The organism is Variovorax paradoxus (assembly GCF_022009635.1).
In the GTDB taxonomy this organism is placed as follows: domain Bacteria; phylum Pseudomonadota; class Gammaproteobacteria; order Burkholderiales; family Burkholderiaceae_C; genus Variovorax.
The window spans coordinates 2,404,339-2,422,804 of sequence record NZ_CP091716.1 but is presented as its reverse complement, the minus strand read 5'-3'; the positions used below and the strand labels follow the sequence as shown (position 1 = coordinate 2,422,804).

The following is an 18,466-nucleotide window of genomic DNA, read 5'->3' as shown; positions in this document are numbered from 1 at the left end:
GATTCTTCTTGGCTCAGTCCCCGCTCGACTCGGGCTGGGCCAGCACGAGCCCGATGCGTGTCACTCCCCCGGCCGAAGAGGCGAATGTTGAACCGCCGTGCATACGTGCAATGGCCGACACGATCGTCAGACCCAGCCCATGGTGGCTGGAAGAGCCAGAGCGCGATCGATCCGCCCGGTAGAACCGCTCAAACAGATGCGGCAGTGCGGATGGGTCGATCGGCTCCCCCCGGTTGTCCACGAAGAGCCTGATCGCGTTCGCCTCTTGCTCGATCGCCACACGAATAAGGCTTTGCGGCGTGGCGTATCGGATCGCGTTACTGACCAAGTTGGAGACAGCGCGCCGAAGCAGGCCGACGTCTACGAGGAGATTGGCGTCCCCATCGATCTTCAAAGAGAGTTCAGCGGCCTCCAGCTCGGCTTCATGGAATTCGGCCACGGCAGCAACCTGCTCGGCGATGCTCACAGGCCCGGTCCGTCTTGCACGCGCACCGCGATCCGCTTTGGACAGGAAAAGCATGTCAGTCACGATGCCCGAAAGGCGGTGTGCCTCTTCCAGTTGGGAACTCAACGCGTCTTGGAGGGCGGCGACGGATCGCGCCTGGCTCAGTTCGACTTCCGCTTGGGCAATCATGTTTGCCAAGGGCGTCCGGAGTTCATGCGCGACATCGGCGTTGAATGACTCGAGCTGCTCGTACGCACCCTCAACGCGCTCAAGCAAGGCATTGAATTGGCCCACCCATGGCTGGAGTTCGCTTGCGTACTTCGAGGCGTCAATGCGAATGCCGGCGTTCTCCGGTCCTGCTTCCGCGGTTTTGGCCGCGAGGAGCTTGAGCTGTTTCAGCCCGCGGCGAACCACCAAGGATCCGGTAAACGCGACCAGCAACGACCCCAGGGTGGTGGCCAGAAACAGAGTCCATGCGAGCCGGCGCAGCAACAAGTCATCCTTGGAGACATCGAGTGTCAGTTGCAACTTGATCGGCTTGCCATCGATTGCGAGTCCCTCGAGCATGCGGTCCCGCGTGACCCAGTTGCCCTTGGCGGCCGGCCCCGGCGACAGGTAGACCTGCTCCTCGCCAACCCAAACCGCTGCAGCTGCATCCGGGTGCGAAAGAAAATAATCACCCAGCTTGTGGCGCAAGGCATTGAGATCGGGAGGATTGCTGGTCTCTTCGACCACATGCTGCACAAGTTCGATATACCTCAAGAACTCTTCCGATTGCTTGAGCTGAAAGCTCCATCGTGTTGCGGCATACACGGCCACGCACACGAAGCTCAAGCCAATCAACGTCTGTATCGCGAACCAGCGAGACAGCGATGTCTGGATGGAGTTTTCCTTCACGCCGATTCCGCGTCTCGCAGTTCCAGTACGTACCCCATGCCTCGTACCGTGTGGAGCAGCTTCACTTCGAAAGGATCGTCGATCTTCATCCGAAGCCGTCTCACAGCGACCTCGACCACGTTCGTATCGCTGTCGAAGTTCATCCCCCAGACTTGGTCCGCCAGGATGGCTCGAGGAAGGATCTGACCTTGCCGGCGCAGCAGAAGCGAAAGCAGGGCAAACTCCTTGGCCGTCAGCTCCAGGCGCTTTGAACCTCGCGTCGCCTTGCGCGTGGTGAGATCCAGTTGAAGGTCCGCGAGCGCGTAGCGCGTCGTTTCCTGCAATGTTCCGCGACGCAGAAGCGCTCGGATGCGCGCTTGCAGTTCGGAGAAGGCGAAAGGCTTCGCGAGATAGTCATCTGCACCACTTTCCAAACCCTTGACGCGATCGGCCACATCGTCGCGTGCGGTCAGCATCAAAACGGGAATGGAAGAAGACTTGCGGATCGCTTCAAGGATCTTGAAGCCGTCAATGCCTGGCAGCATCACATCCAGGACGATCGCATCGTAGTTGCCTGTCAACGCCATGCCCAGCCCCTCGGAGCCATCGCGTGAGAGGTCGACGTTGAAGCCGCTTTCCACCAGGCCCTTGCGCAGGTAGTCCCCCAACTTCACTTCGTCTTCGATCACTAGCAGGTGCATTTCTCGATCGTAACTTCGCGGGGGAGGTGGGTGATTACATTTCGGTCATCTGCGATTTGCCCGCGCCGCCTCTCGCCTTTTTCCTCCAGTGGAGCGCCACATTACATGTTTGTAATGTTCCAGTTCGGAGGTTGTTCGGTGCGATTTCTAGAGTCCTCCCACACGACTGGTGAGGTTGGCAGGCGCCACCTTTGGTCGGCGTGAATGACTCCAGACCATGCCAGATCACAATCCCCTTCGGCTGCCTTCCGACGCCGAAGGAGGCCCACTTGCCCCCTCGCGGGGAACGAATAAGGCGCTCTCCGCAACTTGGGCATGCTTGGGTACCGCAAGCTGGATTGTTGCTGTAGACAACTTCAGTTTCTGGAAGACTTTCGCTTCTGCACAGGATAGCTGGAGCGCCGCCACCCTGGCCTCGACCGCCGGGCTCGGTATCTTTCTCGCGCTGCTGTTCGCTGCACTCCTGCGACCGTTCGTCGCCGGCAGGGTTGGCGCCGTCTTGTTGAGCGTACTGTTGATCGTGTCGGCCAGCGTCGCGCACTACCTTGATGCATGGGGAGTGCTCTTCGACAAGGGCCTGGTCCGGAACATGGTCGAAACAGACACACGCGAGGTCCGCGAGCTGCTCTCGCTCCCAGCGTTCGTTGATGTGTTCTGCCGGGGCGTCTTGCCCGCGGCAATGCTGTGGTTTGTCGGAATTCGCAGGGCCGAATGGAAGCGATCGGCGATCCACACGGTTCTGCTGGGTGTGGTGGCCGCCGGCGTCGCCAGCGCCTTGCTTGCTACGTGGTATGGAACCCTGGCACCCACGTTCCGCAACCACCGCGAACTCCGTTTCCAGCTCGTGCCGACCAACTACATCAATGCGGTCTACGGCTACCTCAAAGGCGAAGACCTGACATCCGGCGCGATTCTTCAGATCGCACCGGATGCGCGTCGTACCCCGTCGCTTTCCGCGCGCCCGCTGGTGCTCGTCCTGATCGTGGGTGAGACCGCACGAGCGGCGAACTTCTCCCTGGGCGGCTATGCGCGCGAGACGAATGCGGCCCTCGCCAACCGCGACATCCTGTACTTTCAGGACGTCGTCTCGTGTGGCACCGACACCGCGACATCGTTGCCTTGCATGTTCTCCGGGCTGGGTGCCGAGGATTTCTCAGTGCGGAAGGCGCGTGAGCGCGAGAACGCACTCGACGTCCTGCTGCGGACAGGTGTTTCAGTGCAATGGCTCGACAACAACTCGGGTTGCAAGGGAGTCTGCGCGCGAGTGCCGACCCTGCAGATGCCGACGTCAGGCATCGACGGCCTTTGCGGTGAGGATGTGTGCCAGGACGAAATCCTTGCTCGGTCGCTGGAGGAGCGCCTGGATGAAGTGAAGCAGGACACGGCAATCGTTCTGCACCAGATGGGCAGTCACGGGCCAGCCTACTACCGGCGGTATCCAGCACCTGGCAAATTCCAGCCGACGTGCGATACGAATCGGATCCAGTCTTGCGACCGGCAGGCGCTCGTCAACACCTATGACAACACGATCGAGTACACCAGCCAGAACATCGCTCGAATCGTGGATGTAGCGCGCGCTCGCGCCCCCGCGATGGACATCGCGGTTCTCTACATCTCGGACCATGGTGAAAGCCTTGGCGAGCGAAACATCTATCTGCACGGGCTGCCGCCGATGCTTGCGCCCAGCGAGCAAACGCACGTTCCCATGCTCGCCTGGCTGCCGGCTCAGACACAGGAGCGCCTGAAATTGCCGATTTCATGCCTTGCTTCGGTTACCGGGCAGAAATATTCCCACGACAACCTGTTTTCAACATTGCTTGGGTTTTTCGGCGTCGCCACCGCGGCGTACCGAGCCGATCTGGACATATTGGCGATCGCTCGGGCGTCCCATGCATGCGGAAACGCACCGCAGCGCTTGACCCTGAAGTGACTTTATGGTTTCCAATCACTTCATTCCACAGCAACGGGCGCTCCCGCCCTCCAAGGAATCATCATGAGCTTCTTCAGCGACATCTTTCGAAACATGGCAAACGGAGGTCATGGCCGACGTGGGCATGGCCAGTCGAACCGTTCGGGACATCACGGTGGTCGGGAGGGCGGCTATCCCTACGGAGATGCCGATGCGCGCGGTGGCCAGCCTTGCCGTTCGTGCCGGGCACCGTTCCTTCCTGGCGCGAATTTCTGCGCACAATGCGGCGCAGCCCCCGTCGCAGCACGGGTTTGCTCTGGCTGCGCCACCGCCTTGGTGCCAGGTGCGCGCTTTTGCGCAAAGTGTGGCCAGGCGGCGGCGTAAGCTGCGATCCCGCGAGATTGCCGGCGCCTTTGCCGCAATTTCACGCTCAAGCGCATCGATAAATCTAGCGCCCTCGATACACTTGCGACCATGCGTACGTTCCTCCTAACCCTGCTTCTCGCGATCCTGCCGCTGCAGTTCGCGTGGGGCGCGGCCACGGGTTACTGCAGGCATGAGGCTGGCACCGGTGCCACGCATTTTGGTCACCATGAGCATCAGGCCAACGCATCTTCGGGTGAAAAAAGCAAAGACCTGAAGCAGAAGACGATCGCCGACAGCGACGACTGCATCGGTTGTCATGCCAGCGTTGCCTACATCGCTCCGGTTCTGTCTCTTCATTTCCTGGCCCCTGTCGGAGGATGGCCCCCGGCGCTCAGCCTTCCTACCTATCGTTCCCCAATCCCCATAGGGCTTGAACGCCCAGCACGAACGCTCGCCCTCTGATCGGCGAGCTCGTTTTCTCTTTTCCTTTTCCCACGACGACTGCTCGCCGAATCTCGCCTTTGGTTGTTTTTCAACGCTAGGAGAATTCGATGCGAATCAAGACGCTGGTCATTGCCAGTGCATTGGCTTTGGCCGCATGGCCCAGCCTCGCGCAAGTCGCGACATCCACCGCCCAAACTGCGCAACCAGCACAACCCCTGCCGGTCCTTCAGGGATTGAGCCTGACGGAGGTATGGCGGCTGGCTGAAGAATCCAATCCGGCCTTGAGAGCCAAGCGGGCCGAACTCGCTTCGGCGGAAGGTTCGCGCACCGACGCCAACGCCTTCCTCTACAACAATCCAGTCGTCTCTTTGGATGGCACCCGCCGGACTGTCCCACAGGAGGGAGCGTCGTCTGAACGGCGTCGCGAGTGGTCGAGCAGCGTCCAGCAGACATTCGAGATCGCAGGCCAGCGAGGCTTTCGCCGCGAAGCTGCCGACGCGGCGTTGATGGCCCTGCAGGAAGAGATCGCCGAGACCCGCAGACAAGTTCGCGTCGAGGTGGCGCAGCTGTACTACCGCGTCCTCGCCTTGCAACAACGCACCGAGCTCGAAGAGCAGGCGCTGGGTCTCTTCGAAAGTACTGCAGCAGCTGTGCAAAAGCGACGGATCGCAGGTGAAGACACCAAGCTGGATTCCAACGTGGCAGCGGTCGAGGCCGAGCGTGCCCGCAACCAGTTGGCCGTCGCAAAGGAACAACTGATCGACGCTCGCGCTGAGCTGGCTGCGAAGCTTCAACTCCGCATGGAAAGCCTGCCACAGGCGAGCGGCGAGCTTCGCCCCACGGCAAGCGCGGCTTACAGCCTCGAGTCCTTGCTGTCCCAGGTTGATAGCCAGCCGCGCCTCCAGGCGCTGCGCGCACGGGAAGATTCGGCACGGGCCAAGCTGAAGTTGGAGAGCGCCAGCCGCTATCCCGATCTCACTGTCGGCGTCGGCGTGGGGCGTGAAGGTGCATCCGGTGCACGCGAACGTCTCACAACCGTTTCGGTCTCCGTGCCGCTGCCATTGTTCAAACGCAATGCCGCCGGCATTGGACAGGCGAGCAGCGCGCTCACCCAAGCCGAGATCTCGCGCAGTGCGGGCCTTCGAGATGCGCAGGCGCAGGTGCGGGCACTCTGGGCCAAGCTGGAGAGCCTGAGGGATCGTGTCACCAGGCTCCAGGAGCGTGTGCTTCCGGCGCTGCTCGATAACCAGCAGCTTTCGGTCAAGTCCCAGCGCGCCGGCCAGATCGGTCTTCTCGAGTTGATCGTGGTGAACAGGCAAGCCCTCGACGCACGCCGCGATCTGATCGACGCGCTCATCGACTATCAATCCACCCGTCTTGCACTGGAGCTGGCCGCCGGCTGGCCTCCTGAAGGAGTCACGCCATGAAATTCAATTCCGCCCTGGTCGATCAGCGCAGTACCGAACGTTCCGCTCTGACCAAGCTTGCCGCAGCGATCTGCGCGGCCTTTGCAGTGATCGCACTTTCCGGTTGCGGAGGCAGCAACGGTTCGGCCGAGAAGCCCGCTGTCGAAGAGAAGGCTGCCGAGAAAGAAGGCCTCAAGCTCTCGAAGGAGGAAGCGGATCGCGCTGGCATTGTCCTGGAAGAACTCAAGGCGCAAGCCCTGGCTGACACCGTCACGGTGACAGCGACGATTCGCGCGAACCAGGATCGCATTGCCAGGATTGCGCCTCGCGTCGAAGGCCGCGTTGCCACTGTTGCAGCAAGCCTTGGCGACAATGTTCGAACCGGACAGTCGCTCGCGACCCTGGACAGTTTGGCCGTTGGCGAGGCTTCGTCGGCGTTGAGCCAAGCACGGTCTGCTCAGCGAGTGGCTGACGCGGACTACAAGCGCGCCACTGCCTTGCAGGCAGAAGAGATCATTCCGCAGAAGGATTACCTGCGGGCCAAAGCCGAGCATGAAAAGGCAAGCGCGACGCTCCGCGCCGCGGAGGACCACCTTCGGCTGCTAGGCGTCCCATCGGGCCAGAGCGCAGGCGTGACCTCCGTGTTCCCGCTGACTTCGCCGTTGGCCGGCACGATCATCGAGAAAAAGGCCGTTGTGGGCGGCTTGGCCGGGCCCAGCGATGCCTTGTTCGTCGTCGCGGACCTGTCAACGCTGTGGATCGAGGCCAACCTGGCCGAGGCTCAGTTGGCGAAAGTCCGCGTCGGTGCGAAAGCGACCGTCACCGTCGGTGCCTATCCGGACGAGCGCTTCGAAGGACGAGTGACCTACGTTGCAAGCATCCTCGACAAGGAGACGCGTTCGATTCCGGCGCGCATCGAGGTGAAGAACGGTGAGGGTCGCCTCAAGCCTGAGATGTTCGCGACCGCCACCATTGAAAGCCCCTCGCCGCAGTCGGCGCCGAAGACGGACGTGCTGACGGTGCCGGACCAGGCCATCGTTCTCATGCAGGGGCAGCCCAACGTTTTCGTCTTTGAGAACGGTGCTTACGAGCAACGCGCCATCGATCCCGGCGACAGGCTCGGTACCCGGACGGTGGTGAAGTCAGGCGTGAAGGCCGGCGAGCAGGTGGTGAGCGCGGGAACCTACGCCCTCAAGGCACGCGTGCTGAAGTCGCAAATCGGCGACGCACATTGAGGAATCGAAAGTAAAACATGCTCAACGCACTCGTAGACGCGTCGCTTCGATACAAGGTCCTCGTCCTGGTCTTCTTCGCCGTCTTGGTCGGACTCGGCGTTCAGGCATTTCGCAATGTCCCTGTCGATGCCTTCCCCGACGTTACCCCGGTTCAAGTCAATATCTATACAGAGTCCCCAGGTCTGGCCGCGGAGGACGTGGAAAAGCTGCTCACGACACCGATCGAAGGCGCCATGGCTGGCTTGCCGGGCGTCGAAGAAGTGCGCTCGGTCTCGCTCTTCGGCCTGTCTTACGTAGGCGTCTACTTCAAGGACGATGTCGACATCTATTTCGCTCGCCGCTTGGTGGGCGAGAAACTGCAGGAAGCAAAAGGTCGCCTGCCTCAAGGCTATGGCGAACCGGTGCTGGGTCCGAACAGCTCGGGTCTCGGCCAGGTTTTTTGGTACACCGTCGAGTCCGAAGACAAGAAGATGAGCACCATGGACCTTCGTACGCTCCATGACTGGACCGTGCGACTGATCCTGCGTACGGCCCCCGGCGTGGACGACATCGTCTCGTGGGGTGGAGAGCAAAAGCAATTCCAGGTTCAGATCGATCCGCGAAAGCTCATTCAGTACAGCGTGAGCTTCAAGGAGGTGATGGAGCGGCTCACAGCCAACAACAAACAGGTCGGCGGCCAATCGATCAACCTTGGCGCGGAGCAGTTCCTTGTGCGTGGTCTCGGGTTGGTGGGAACCACAAAGGACATCGAGCAGATCGTCATCGCCGAGCGCAATGGCGCGCCTGTGTATGTGCGAAACGTCGCGCAGGTCAAGGAGGCTCCTGCACCCAGATTCGGCGCAGTGACACGAGACGGCAAGGAAGCTGTCTTGGGCATCGCATTGGCCCGCGTCAATGAAAACGCGAAGAACGTGGTGGATGCTGTCAAAGCCAAGTTGGCGGTGGCGCAAGCGGCGTTACCGAAGGGCGTGACGCTGCAGCCCGTCTACGATCGCACGGAGCTTGTCAAGAAAGCCCTGAACACTGCGGAGAGCTCGCTGGTCGAAGGCGCGATCCTCGTCGCCGTGATCCTCTTCCTGTTCCTGGGCGAATTTCGCTCGGCGATCGTGGTGGTGATCACGCTGCCAATGGCGATGTTGATCGCATTCATCCTGATGCAGCAGTTCGGTGTCTCGGCCAACCTGATGTCGCTTGCCGGCTTGGCGATCGGCACAGGGATGATGGTGGACGGCGCGGTCGTGATGGTCGAGAACGCATTCCGACTTCTGGCGCATGCGAAGGAATCCGGCAAGCCGATTCAGAAGACTCACCTCATCCTGGAAGCGGCCCGTGAGGTGGTCAACCCGATCGCATTCGCCATCCTGATCATCATCGTGGTTTTCCTGCCCTTGTTTTCACTCACCGGGCTCGAGGGAAAGCTCTTCAAGCCGATGGCGTACACCATCACGTTCGCCATGGCGGGGTCGCTCTTGCTTTCGCTGACGCTGGTCCCCGTGCTCGCCGCGATGATCCTGAAGCCCAAAGAGGAAAAGGACACCTTCCTCGTTCGTCGCGCCAAGCGGATCTACCTTCCTTTGTTGGATTGGGCCCTTGAGCGCAAGCGTCTGGTGGTCGGCTCGGCAATCGTCTTGCTGCTCGCCTCGCTGGCGTTGTTCCCATTCCTGGGCAAGGAGTTCATGCCCCAGCTCCAGGAAGGAACGATCCAGTTTCGTGTGACGGGTATTCCCTCCACCTCGTTGGACGAGTCCATCCGCGTATCCAACGAGGTGAGCGCGGCTTTGCGCAAGCAATTTCCTCAAGTCCGATCTGTGCTGGCGACCATCGGCCGCGCCGAAGGCGGCGAGACCACGGACGTGAACTACATGGAGCTGAATCTGGACACCAAGCCAGCCGAGGAGTGGCCGGAGAAGATCTCCTACGGAAAGCTGGCCTCGGACATGCAGGAGGCGCTTGAAAAAGTGGTGCCCACGGTTGTGTTCGGCGCGACTCAGCCGATCCAATCCCGCGTCGAAGAACTGATTTCCGGGGTGCGGGCCACGCTTGCGCTCAAGCTGTACGGAGAGGATCTGGCCACGCTCGACAGACTCACCGGCAAGATTCAAGGCGTGCTTGGGAAGATCCCTGGTATTGCGGACCTGTCGGCCGAAGCCAACAAGGGCAAGCCGCAGCTCATCATCAAGGTCAACCGGGACGCCGCGGCGCGCTACGGTATCAACGCTGATGAGATCTTGGAGGTCGTGCAATCCGGTATCGGCGGCAGCGCGGTCTCCACGTTGATCGATGGCACCAAGCGTTTTGAGATCGCGGTTCGTCTCTCCGACGAATTCCGAGTGAGCCCCGCGGCCATTGCCAGCATTCCGATCCGCACTGGAGGGGGGGCGCTGGTGCCTTTCTCGCAGGTCGCATCGATCGAGCTCGACGAGGGGTACTCGTTCATCCGACGTGAGTCGCTGCAGCGCTATTCAGTGCTCCAGATGGACGTCAAGGGCCGTGATGTCGACAGCTTCGTGAAAGAGGCGGATACGCAGCTGAAGGCGCAAGTCGAGTTGCCAACCGGCTACTGGATCGAATGGGGCGGCTCCTTCGAGAACCAGCAGCGAGCGATGGCGAGGCTCGGGGTGATCGTTCCGTTGACCATCGGCCTGATTTTTATCCTTCTGTACACCGCCTTCAACTCTGTGCGGCATGCGACGCTCATCATCGCCAACGTGCCGTTCGCAATCATTGGTGGCATCGTCGGCTTGTTTGTCAGCGGGCAATACCTGTCGGTCCCGTCGGCGATCGGCTTCATCGCTGTCTTCGGCGTTGCCATGCTGAACGGCATTGTGATGGTGACGTTCCTGAACGACCTGAGACGACAGGGCTTGCCAATCCGGGAGGCGGTTCAACAGGGGGCCGCGCTGCGGCTGCGCCCCGTGCTGATGACCGCGTCTGTCGCGATCCTTGGCCTCATCCCGATGCTGCTGTCGACCGGTGTCGGCGCCGAGACGCAACGCCCGCTTGCCACGGTCGTGGTGGGTGGCCTCTTCACTTCGACCGCGTTGACGCTGCTGATCCTGCCCTTGATGTACGAGTGGGCGGAGCAACGAGCCGAGAGGCGAAAGGCCAAGACTGAAGAGATCTTAGAAGGAGAAACACCATGAAAGAGATCAAGGCATACGTCCACAGCAACAGAGTCGCAGCCGTGATTGCCGCATTGAAGGGGTCCAACGCCTGGGGAGACGATGCGCGCGGTCGCCGGCACAACCTGACCCTGTACGTCGTGAAGGGTTCGTTGGCGCCGCTTCACGAAGCCGAGCGTCGCTACTCCATTGAACTGGGCGACGAAGTGGTGAACGAGTACAAGCTCGAACTCCATTGCAATGATGAAGATGCCGATGAGTTCGTGAAGATCATCGCAGCCGCTGCCCATACTGGTCAGGCAGGTGCGGGATGGATCTACGTCATGGATGTCGGCTACGCGCAAGCCATCGCTTGATGGTGCCGTGATGAACAACTCCGATCCGCGCGCCCGTTGTCTCGCGAGGGGCGGTGATCGCGCAACCGGTTTGCGGGTCAGGCGGTTGTTCGCAATGGCCGCGTTCGGAACCTGTTGCGCCGCGAGCTTGGTCGGCTGCGCGACCTTCATGGAGGACGCCAGTGCGTTCCGCGAAGGGTGGCGCACCGCAGAGGTGGTTGAGGTGGCCTCTGCGCGTGAGCTGCGAGGAGGCGGCCGGACCGATTGCCGAGAGACGGCAAGCGCGCAGCAAATTGCGACGTCGCGCTTCGCTCGCTTGTCGTACCGCTCCGGCGGGTCCAAGCACTCGCATGTTGTCGTCGTGGGCGATGGCCCGCATGTCGCCGTCGGCGATGTTGTCTTCACCAATGTGATTCGGTGCGGAACTCCCTTGCAAGTTCGATCAGGTTCAGCGGCCGATGCGACCAAGACGGGAAGCTCGAACGGACCTGACCCGCTTCCCATCTCTCATCTTTGAAGGCGATCATGGCATCCGGAAACTCTCACTCGCACGTACAAGCGGCATCGGGTCCTGGCCATGAGCGATCCCTGTGGATTGCCCTCGCCCTTACCACGACGTTCATGGTCGCGGAGGTGATCGGAGGACTCGTCACCGGAAGCCTTGCGCTGATTTCCGACGCGGCGCATATGTTCACAGACACAGCGGCGCTGGCTATTTCGCTTGCAGCGATCCAGATCGGTAAGCGCGCAGTAGACGCCAAGCGAACTTTCGGCTACTACCGATTCGAGATCCTCGCGGCCGCGTTTAATGCTCTCCTGCTCTTCGGTGTTGCCATCTACATCCTCTATGAAGCCTGGCAACGGATGCGCTCGCCGCAAACGGTCGACTCCATCCCGATGCTGATCATTGCAGCGTTGGGTCTTGTCGTGAACCTCGTGAGCATGAGATTGCTCTCGTCGGGAAAGGACCGGAGCCTCAATGTCAAGGGCGCCTACCTGGAAGTCTGGAGCGACATGCTCGGGTCGATGGGAGTAATTGCAGGGGCCGTCGTGATCTGGTTTACAGGCTGGACCTGGGTCGATTCCGTGATCGCCGTCGCGATTGGATTCTGGGTGTTGCCGCGGACTTGGCTGCTGTTGCGAGACAGCATGAATATTCTTCTCGAGGGTGCGCCGGACGATGTCGATGTTGCAGAGATCGAAAAAGCTCTGCGCGAATTGCCGAGTGTGGATTCCATTCACGAGCTGCACGTCTGGGCTATCTCCAGCGGCAAGGTGAGCTTGAGCGTTCATCTAGTCAGCGGAAGCGGTGACTTAGACAGTCTCGTGGCGGAGGGATCCCGCATCCTTGCGGAGCGCTTTGACATTCACCACTCGACGATCCAACCTGAACGCGTTCCATGCGGTCAGGCGTCGGAAACACATCGGTTCGAGTGATCTCCCACCCGAACCTTCTAAGTTCGACGGAAAGGAAAGGCCGTGTACCGCACCACAACCGACGATGGCTCGCACTTTTTCATGATGCTGGGCCTGTACATCAGCATCCTCGCCATCGGAGCCGTGATATTTCTTCTTGTTCGATGGTGGAAAGAGCGCCGCGACTTTCCTGCGGCGCATCGCCGCCCCTACGCAAAAAGTCTGCTCGATCGACTTTCGGGACGCGACGCCAAAAAGAAAAGCATGCCGGCTCGCAAGAGCCACAAAAATCACAAGAGATAGCGCTCGGCGTTCGTTGATAGATGAACTTCTGAGCTAGGAACGTCAGTGTTGCTTTAGGAGGTTGCGCCTGCCGGGACCGCTGTCGCAATTTGCGGCGCCTGAAAGGTGCCTTTCTTGTATGCCAGCAGACGCAGCGCGTTCACGACGACCAGCAAGGTCGAGCCTTCGTGAAACAGAACGGCGGTGCCAATGTTCAGGCCAAAGATCGTCGCGGGAATCAGCACAGCAACCACGCCCAGGCTCACGTAGAGGTTCTGCTTGATGATGCGACTCGTGCTGCGCGACAACCCTACCGCGAACGGCAACTGGGTCAGGTCATCGGCCATCAGGGCGACGTCGGCGGTTTCAAGCGCGACGTCGGAGCCCGCCGCACCCATGGCGATACCAACCGTCGAGTTGGCCATCGCAGGCGCATCGTTGACGCCGTCGCCAACCATGGCGACCTTGCCATGCTCCTTGCGAAGTGCCTTGATGGCATCGACCTTCTGCTCCGGCATGAGATCGCCCCGTGCCTCGGTCAGGCCGACACTCTTGGCTACCGCATCGGCGACTTGTTGGGTGAGCGTCCAGTCCGACCATCTTGACCGGCCGCACGCGGGTCACTTGGACTGCAGCTGTGCTCCGACGTAGGCCACACACTCCACGAGGCTGAGGGCGGCCAGCAGCAAGAACTTCTCGGCGTCAGTTCTCACGCGCAACAGATCGTGCTCGCCGAGATAGCCGTACACGAACGCAAGCAGGTAGCGCTCAGGGTGGTCGACGCAGGACTTCGTGATCATCTGCTCGACGAGGGCTGGCGGCACGCCTTCGGTGAACTCCATCGTCGCCGTCAGCCGCCGCAAGGAGGTTTCCTGGACGTCTTCAGAGATCGTCGGCACGGCGTGCCCGCAGTGCTTCATGGCCTGGAAGGCGACCAGCAGAACGTGGATGGGCACTTCAAGCTGCAGCATGTCGACCCCGTAGCGAGGCAACACAAGGATGGAGGCCAGCAGGTTGGGCTGCTGGACGTGGATTTCGTCAGCCAGATCAACCTTCTGCTGCGCGCTCATGCGGTCGACGTCGATGTTCGCCCGGACCATCACGGTCTGCGTGAGCAAGGTCATGGTGCTGCGTCGCACGCGGGCTGCCATCGGTGCGGCAGCAAGTCCTCGATCTGGCTGGCGCGCTGCGTCGGCAGGCGCTGCAGCACGTCGCGCAGGTAGGCCCAGGGGTCGTGGCCGTTCAGGCGCGCCGACTGCACCAGGCTCATCACGATGGCCGCTCGCTGGCCGGCCAGTTCGCTGCCCACGAACATCCATGCCCGGCGACCCATCGCCCACGGTTTGATTTGGCGCTCCAGGTGGTTGTTGTCGATGGCGACCGCGCCGTCGTTCAGGTGGCGCGTCAGCGCGGTCCAGTGCCCCAGCGTGTAGTCGATGGCCTTGGCCGTCGGGCCGCCGTCGGCCACCAGCCTGCGCTCCAGTTGCAGCCAGTGCTTGAGCTCTTCCCACAGCGGCCTGGCGAGCTGCTGGCGTTGTGCCCGGCGATCATCGTCGCTGAGGTCTTGGAGCTGCGCCTCGACGCCATAGATGCGCGCGAAGCGACGCACCGCCTCCAGGCCCACCACGCTGGTGCCGTCGTGCGTCAACTCTTCGAAGTTGCGGCGCGCGTGCGCGGCGCAGGCGGCGCCCAGGCGGTCCGGATACAGCCGGGGATCGACCACAGTCTCGTAGGCGCTGTAGCGGTCACTCAGCAGCGTGCCCGACCATCGTCTGCCGTGTCTCTCTCGGCCTCCCAGGAAGGCCAGCGGGTACTGCGCCCCGCGTCCCGGGCAGAACTCGTAGATCACCCCAGGCACCTTGTCGTGCCAGCTTCTGGCGTAGGCCCAGACGTAGGCTCTTCGCGTCTTGCCCGCGCCTGGGTCCAGCAGGGACACGGGTGTCTCATCGGCGTGCAGCACCGCACAGCTGAGGATGAAGCGCCTGTGCGCCTCGTGCAGCGGCTGCAGCGCCGCGCCGGCCTGGCCGGTGATGGACGCCAGCGTGGAGCGCGGTGTGTGCACGCCGCTGCGGGCGTTGATGGTCGTTTGCCGGTAGTACGGCATGTGGTCCACGAAGCGGCTGATCAGCGTGTGCGCGACGAAGCCGCTGGCAGCGATACCGCCTTCGATGACCTCTGCCACGCTGGGCGCCTGGCGCAGCACCTGGCAGCAGCGGCAGGCCCACTTGCCATAGATGTGGCGGTGCACGAAGAACTCGGCCGGCACGATGTCCAGGCGCTCGCTGACCTCCTGGCCGATGCGCGTCATCGGGCGCCCGCAGCCGGGCTCCAGGCAGTCGGTGCGCTCGGGCTCGTGGTGGTGTTCGACACGGCGCAAGTGATCGGGGAACGGGTTGCGGCGCGGCCGGCGCGAGGGCGCCTTGGTCGTTGTGTCCGAGGCTGCTGCGGCGGCCGCAGCCGCGGCGGCTTCACGCCGAAGCCGCTCGAGCTGCTCGCGCAGGCCCGCCTCGTCCTCGGCCAGCGTCTCCTCGAACAGGCGGCGCTGCTCGGCGTTCATGGCCTCGGACTTGGCGCCGAACTTCCAGCGCTTGAGCCTGGCCAGCTCGAAGGTGATCTTCTCGATCTTGGCCTCGCGCAGGGCGATCTCGCGGTCCTTGCGCTGCAGCAGCGCGTCGCGCTCGGCGAGCGCCTGGTCGCGCTGCGCAAGGACACGGCCATGCTCGGCCAGTTGCTGCTGCTGGTCTTGCACCCGCTGGAGCAGCTGAGCAACCAGCGCAGCTGTCTCGGCGGACAGTCCCGAAGGATTCGCTACAGGAAGATCACGCGCACCAAGCATGCGTTGAATGATGCCAGTGCACGCCGATGCCAACATCGGCACATCCCCCGTCAACGCTTGGGGCAGGTGGCGTTGGCGTTGGCGCCGGCTCCTCAGGCTCGCGTGATGACGCTCAGCTCGGGAAGCCGCTGCCAGGGCAGGCCCAGGACCAAGGCGTCGAACTGCGCAGGTGTGAGCGACAGCAAAGGCGTCGCATCGGTCGTGCTGGGCCAGACGAAGCGCCCCGCGTTGAGCCGGCGCGCCGCGCACCACACGCCGAAGCCGTCGTGCACCAGCAGCTTGACACGCGTGCCGCGGGCGTTCGCGAACAGGTAGCCATGGTGCGCCTGCGCTGCGCCGAAGACTTGCACAACGCGCGCCAACAGGCGCTCGGCGCCGGCGCGCATGTCGATAGGGTCTGCGGCCAGCCACATCGCGTCGATGCGGATCATCGAAGCAACTCGCGCATCCAGGCCGCGCACTCGCTTGCGGCGCTCGCCGGCCAGGTCACGGTGACCGCGATCGGCCCACGTCGCAGCTCGATGCGAACGTCCGGGCTATGAGCCGGCTGCACTGGTGGCGGCAAGCTGACCGGGACGAACACTGTCTTGGCTTCTTGCGCCTTGGGGCCCTCGACGGTGGTCGCGCTGACGACGGTGGTTGCCGAGTTCATCTCTGCGTCGCGAACCCATCGGCGCAGCAGATTCGCGTTGACGCCGTGGGCCATTGCCACCGCCGCCATCGACATGCCCGGCTGCATGCAGCTGGCCACAGCGTTTGCCTTGAATTCGTCGCTGTGAATGCGACGTCGCCGGCGTGTGCCGGCTTGCTGATCGGGGATAGTGCTCACGTGTCCACCAAGAGTTGTTGATGGGGACTAGGCTCCTATGCTCCGAGCAGGCTTTCAAGATGGTTGGACTGGACGCTCACCTTGTTGGTTGTCTCCGGAGATCATGATGAGCCGCTCGATGCCAAGCGCTCGGAGTTCGGCCATAACTTGCGCTGCCACGGGGCGCGGGGTATCCATCACGGCAATCACCCCTAGGTAACGCTCACCTTTGCGCACGACCATGGTTGTCCGACCGGAAGCGACCAGCTTGTCGTTCGTCTCCTTCACGTCCTGAGGCAGTGAAGAGCCTGGCAGCTCGGAAAACAGGATCGGCTTGCCGATGTAAACGAGCTCGCCGTCGACTTGTGCCCGGACGCCGCGTCCGGTGATGCTTTTGACGTCCGAGGCAGTAACCGTCTTCGCGTGATCACCGAGGCGTTCGCGCGCGCCGGACACGATGGCGGTCGCCAGGGGATGGTCGCTGTGCTCTTCAACGGCCAGCGCCACGGCCAGCAGTTCATCATCTGTGACTCCCTGCATTGCAACCGCATCGGTCAGTTTGGGCTTGCCTTCGGTCAGCGTTCCAGTCTTGTCGAAAGCGATGGAAGTCAGCGTGCCGAGATTCTCCAGAGGGCCGCCTCCCTTGACCAGGACGCCGCCTCTGCCGGCGCGTGCCACGCCGCTGAGAACGGCGCTAGGGACGGAGATGGCCAATGCGCACGGACTTGCTGCGACCAGAACGGCCATCGCCCGATAGAAGGTGTCAGAGAACGGCTCATCGATCACGAAGCCGGCGAACAGCAGCAGGACAACCAAGGCCAGGACAGCAGGGACGAAGATGCGCTCGAAGCGCTCGGTGAATTGCTGCGTCGGCGAGCGTTGTGCCTCCGCCTCGGTCACCATTTTGACCACGCGGGCCATCGTGGATTGTTCAGCACGGCGAGCAACGGTCACCTCGATGGCACCCGACCCGTTGATCGTGCCCGCGAAAACGCGATGCTCCGGCGCAACGCGATCAAAGGCTGCGAGCGCCGCTTTGATGTCGTCGACTGGCCGCTTGTCGACCGGTACGCTCTCGCCAGTGACTGGCGCCTGGTTCACGCTGGACGTCCCAACCACAACGACACCATCGGCCGGCAGTCGCTCGTTGGGCCGCACGACGACCACGTCACCGACCTTCAGTTGTTCGACAGCGACTTCTTCGGTACCACTGTCACGTCGCACAGTAGCCGTCTCGGGTGCGAGCTTGGCAAGTGCTTCGATGGCCTTGCGGGCGCGTCCCATCGCGTAGTGCTCGAGCGAGTGACCCAGGCTAAAAAGGAACAGCAGCAGGGCGCCTTCCGCCCACTTGCCGAGCGCCGCGGCACCCAGCGCCGCCACCAGCATCAGCGTATCGATCTCGAAACGGCGTGCCTTCAGGTTCTCAAAGGCTTCCTTGACTGTATAGAAGCCGCCGAAGAAATATGCAGCGATGTAGGTTGCCGTGGGGAGCCAAGCGGGTCCGGCGGCGCTGCGCTCGATCAGCCATCCTGCGGTCAACAGTACGCCGGCGAGCGCGGCAAAGATCAGTTCGCTCTTCTCTCCCAGGAGGCCGCCCTCGGAGTGGTCATGACCCGCATGACCGCCAGCACCTTTCTTGCCGTGATCATGGCCTGCATGATCCGCGTGGTCGCTGTGGTCAGGCCCGCTGTGCTTGTGGCCCGCGTGGTCGTGATTGGCATGGTCGATGGGTTCATCGTCGGAGCGGGAAGGCCGGGGTGGAGTCTCCGGTGCGGCGTCTGTTCGCGGTGCGTTGGCGGCCGTCGTGTGGATCCCAAGCGCTGCGGCCTTTGCCCTCAAGGTCTCCGCTGACACCAGTTGCCGGTCGTATTCAATACGGACGGAGCCGGAGCCCGACACATCTGCTTCCAAGACGCCAGGAACACTTCGCAGGTCGGCGGCAACGCTGCGCGCCGCACGTGCATGAAGCGAGCCATCAGCTCTGATCGTCAGGTGAGAGAACCGCTCGCTCAACTGTGCGCCAACCGAGCCGACCAGCTCGCGCAAGCGGGTTATGGAGACGACGGACTGGTCGTAGTGCAGGCACAGCTGCGGCTGTCCATTGGCATCTCGAACGATGTGAGCCTCGGAGATGCCAGGGCGTCCCTCGAGCGCTTCTGTCAGCCGTTGTACGCAGTGATCCTCGACGTCGTCCACGTCTGGAAGGATCAGGGGTAGATCCAAACGGAGCTTGCTCGAGTCAGTCATGGATGTTGCCTTCTATTGAAAAGTGAATACCGCATGCA

The 18,466-nt window shown here is 62.2% G+C and carries 17 protein-coding genes and 1 pseudogene; 10 read left to right on the top strand and 8 right to left on the bottom strand.

Annotated elements, in window-relative coordinates; genetic code table 11:
* Positions 1-13: 13 nt before the first annotated feature.
* Together L3V85_RS11325 and L3V85_RS11320 are read right to left on the bottom strand one after the other, a co-directional pair.
* The gene (locus tag L3V85_RS11325; RefSeq protein WP_237679352.1) at positions 14-1,342 is read right to left on the bottom strand and encodes a heavy metal sensor histidine kinase; all 1,329 of its coding nucleotides are present in this window, start codon (positions 1,340-1,342) and stop codon (positions 14-16) included.
* Positions 1,339-2,022 carry a heavy metal response regulator transcription factor gene (locus tag L3V85_RS11320; protein WP_137860489.1) on the bottom strand — a complete coding sequence of 228 codons (684 nt, stop codon included), beginning with the start codon at positions 2,020-2,022 and terminating at the stop codon, positions 1,339-1,341. The genes L3V85_RS11325 and L3V85_RS11320 overlap by 4 nt, the downstream gene beginning before the upstream one ends.
* 319 nt (positions 2,023-2,341) lie before the next feature.
* Here L3V85_RS11320 and L3V85_RS11315 point away from each other — a divergent pair, with 319 nt between their 5' ends.
* From L3V85_RS11315 to L3V85_RS11270, 10 genes are all read left to right on the top strand, one after another.
* Positions 2,342-3,952, top strand: coding sequence for a phosphoethanolamine transferase (locus L3V85_RS11315; protein ID WP_171022446.1), 1,611 nt, complete (start codon positions 2,342-2,344; stop codon positions 3,950-3,952).
* Positions 3,953-4,015: 63 nt separating this feature from the next.
* A complete protein-coding gene (locus L3V85_RS11310; RefSeq protein ID WP_337250116.1) occupies positions 4,016-4,315 on the top strand; it encodes a zinc ribbon domain-containing protein in 300 nt (99 codons plus the stop codon).
* Between the two features lie 90 nt (positions 4,316-4,405).
* The gene (locus tag L3V85_RS11305; RefSeq protein WP_137860487.1) at positions 4,406-4,759 is read left to right on the top strand and encodes a hypothetical protein; all 354 of its coding nucleotides are present in this window, start codon (positions 4,406-4,408) and stop codon (positions 4,757-4,759) included.
* Between the two features lie 89 nt (positions 4,760-4,848).
* Positions 4,849-6,168 carry a TolC family protein gene (locus L3V85_RS11300; protein ID WP_137860486.1) on the top strand — a complete coding sequence of 440 codons (1,320 nt, stop codon included), beginning with the start codon at positions 4,849-4,851 and terminating at the stop codon, positions 6,166-6,168.
* A complete protein-coding gene (locus L3V85_RS11295) occupies positions 6,165-7,382 on the top strand; it encodes an efflux RND transporter periplasmic adaptor subunit (RefSeq protein WP_137860485.1) in 1,218 nt (405 codons plus the stop codon). The genes L3V85_RS11300 and L3V85_RS11295 overlap by 4 nt, the downstream gene beginning before the upstream one ends.
* A 17-nt stretch (positions 7,383-7,399) precedes the next feature.
* Positions 7,400-10,525, top strand: a complete 3,126-nt coding sequence (locus L3V85_RS11290) for an efflux RND transporter permease subunit (RefSeq protein WP_137860484.1) — start codon at positions 7,400-7,402, stop codon at positions 10,523-10,525.
* Entirely contained in the window at positions 10,522-10,860 is a 339-nt protein-coding gene (locus L3V85_RS11285; RefSeq protein WP_137860483.1) for a P-II family nitrogen regulator, read from the top strand. Before L3V85_RS11290 ends, L3V85_RS11285 begins: the two co-directional genes overlap by 4 nt.
* A 10-nt stretch (positions 10,861-10,870) precedes the next feature.
* Positions 10,871-11,356 (top strand): hypothetical protein, encoded by a 486-nt coding sequence (locus tag L3V85_RS11280; RefSeq protein ID WP_137860482.1) that lies wholly within the window; start codon positions 10,871-10,873, stop codon positions 11,354-11,356.
* A gap of 8 nt (positions 11,357-11,364) precedes the next feature.
* The gene (locus tag L3V85_RS11275; RefSeq protein ID WP_137860481.1) at positions 11,365-12,276 is read left to right on the top strand and encodes a cation diffusion facilitator family transporter; all 912 of its coding nucleotides are present in this window, start codon (positions 11,365-11,367) and stop codon (positions 12,274-12,276) included.
* A 42-nt stretch (positions 12,277-12,318) separates the two neighbouring features.
* Positions 12,319-12,558 carry a hypothetical protein gene (locus tag L3V85_RS11270; RefSeq protein ID WP_137860480.1) on the top strand — a complete coding sequence of 80 codons (240 nt, stop codon included), beginning with the start codon at positions 12,319-12,321 and terminating at the stop codon, positions 12,556-12,558.
* A 53-nt stretch (positions 12,559-12,611) separates the two neighbouring features.
* Here L3V85_RS11270 and L3V85_RS11265 read toward each other — a convergent pair.
* The 6 genes and pseudogenes from L3V85_RS11265 to L3V85_RS11240 form a co-directional block, all read right to left on the bottom strand.
* A pseudogene (locus L3V85_RS11265) lies at positions 12,612-13,115 on the bottom strand (HAD-IC family P-type ATPase); the annotation flags it as partial.
* 42 nt (positions 13,116-13,157) lie between these two features.
* Entirely contained in the window at positions 13,158-13,661 is a 504-nt protein-coding gene (locus tag L3V85_RS11260; RefSeq protein WP_237677815.1) for a hypothetical protein, read from the bottom strand.
* Positions 13,658-15,286, bottom strand: coding sequence for an IS66 family transposase (gene tnpC, locus L3V85_RS11255; protein ID WP_237679351.1), 1,629 nt, complete (start codon positions 15,284-15,286; stop codon positions 13,658-13,660). The genes L3V85_RS11260 and tnpC overlap by 4 nt, the downstream gene beginning before the upstream one ends.
* Before the next feature lie 179 nt (positions 15,287-15,465).
* Positions 15,466-15,804: an IS66 family insertion sequence element accessory protein TnpB gene (gene tnpB, locus L3V85_RS11250; RefSeq protein WP_237677819.1), complete on the bottom strand. Its 339-nt coding sequence runs from the start codon at positions 15,802-15,804 to the stop codon at positions 15,466-15,468.
* Entirely contained in the window at positions 15,801-16,202 is a 402-nt protein-coding gene (gene tnpA / locus L3V85_RS11245; RefSeq protein WP_237677820.1) for an IS66-like element accessory protein TnpA, read from the bottom strand. Before tnpA ends, tnpB begins: the two co-directional genes overlap by 4 nt.
* 54 nt (positions 16,203-16,256) lie before the next feature.
* Positions 16,257-18,428 carry a heavy metal translocating P-type ATPase gene (locus tag L3V85_RS11240; RefSeq protein WP_237679350.1) on the bottom strand — a complete coding sequence of 724 codons (2,172 nt, stop codon included), beginning with the start codon at positions 18,426-18,428 and terminating at the stop codon, positions 16,257-16,259.
* Positions 18,429-18,466: the final 38 nt, after the last annotated feature.

Coding starts and splice junctions, on each gene's coding strand:
- L3V85_RS11275 (WP_137860481.1), top strand. CDS start 11,365: ATGGCATCCGGAAACTCTCACTCGCACGTACAAGCGGCATCGGGTCCT.
- L3V85_RS11260 (WP_237677815.1), bottom strand. CDS start 13,661: ATGACCTTGCTCACGCAGACCGTGATGGTCCGGGCGAACATCGACGTC.
- tnpB (WP_237677819.1), bottom strand. CDS start 15,804: ATGATCCGCATCGACGCGATGTGGCTGGCCGCAGACCCTATCGACATG.
- L3V85_RS11305 (WP_137860487.1), top strand. CDS start 4,406: ATGCGTACGTTCCTCCTAACCCTGCTTCTCGCGATCCTGCCGCTGCAG.
- L3V85_RS11300 (WP_137860486.1), top strand. CDS start 4,849: ATGCGAATCAAGACGCTGGTCATTGCCAGTGCATTGGCTTTGGCCGCA.
- L3V85_RS11240 (WP_237679350.1), bottom strand. CDS start 18,428: ATGACTGACTCGAGCAAGCTCCGTTTGGATCTACCCCTGATCCTTCCA.
- L3V85_RS11280 (WP_137860482.1), top strand. CDS start 10,871: ATGAACAACTCCGATCCGCGCGCCCGTTGTCTCGCGAGGGGCGGTGAT.
- L3V85_RS11290 (WP_137860484.1), top strand. CDS start 7,400: ATGCTCAACGCACTCGTAGACGCGTCGCTTCGATACAAGGTCCTCGTC.
- L3V85_RS11320 (WP_137860489.1), bottom strand. CDS start 2,022: ATGCACCTGCTAGTGATCGAAGACGAAGTGAAGTTGGGGGACTACCTG.
- L3V85_RS11285 (WP_137860483.1), top strand. CDS start 10,522: ATGAAAGAGATCAAGGCATACGTCCACAGCAACAGAGTCGCAGCCGTG.
- L3V85_RS11295 (WP_137860485.1), top strand. CDS start 6,165: ATGAAATTCAATTCCGCCCTGGTCGATCAGCGCAGTACCGAACGTTCC.
- L3V85_RS11310 (WP_337250116.1), top strand. CDS start 4,016: ATGAGCTTCTTCAGCGACATCTTTCGAAACATGGCAAACGGAGGTCAT.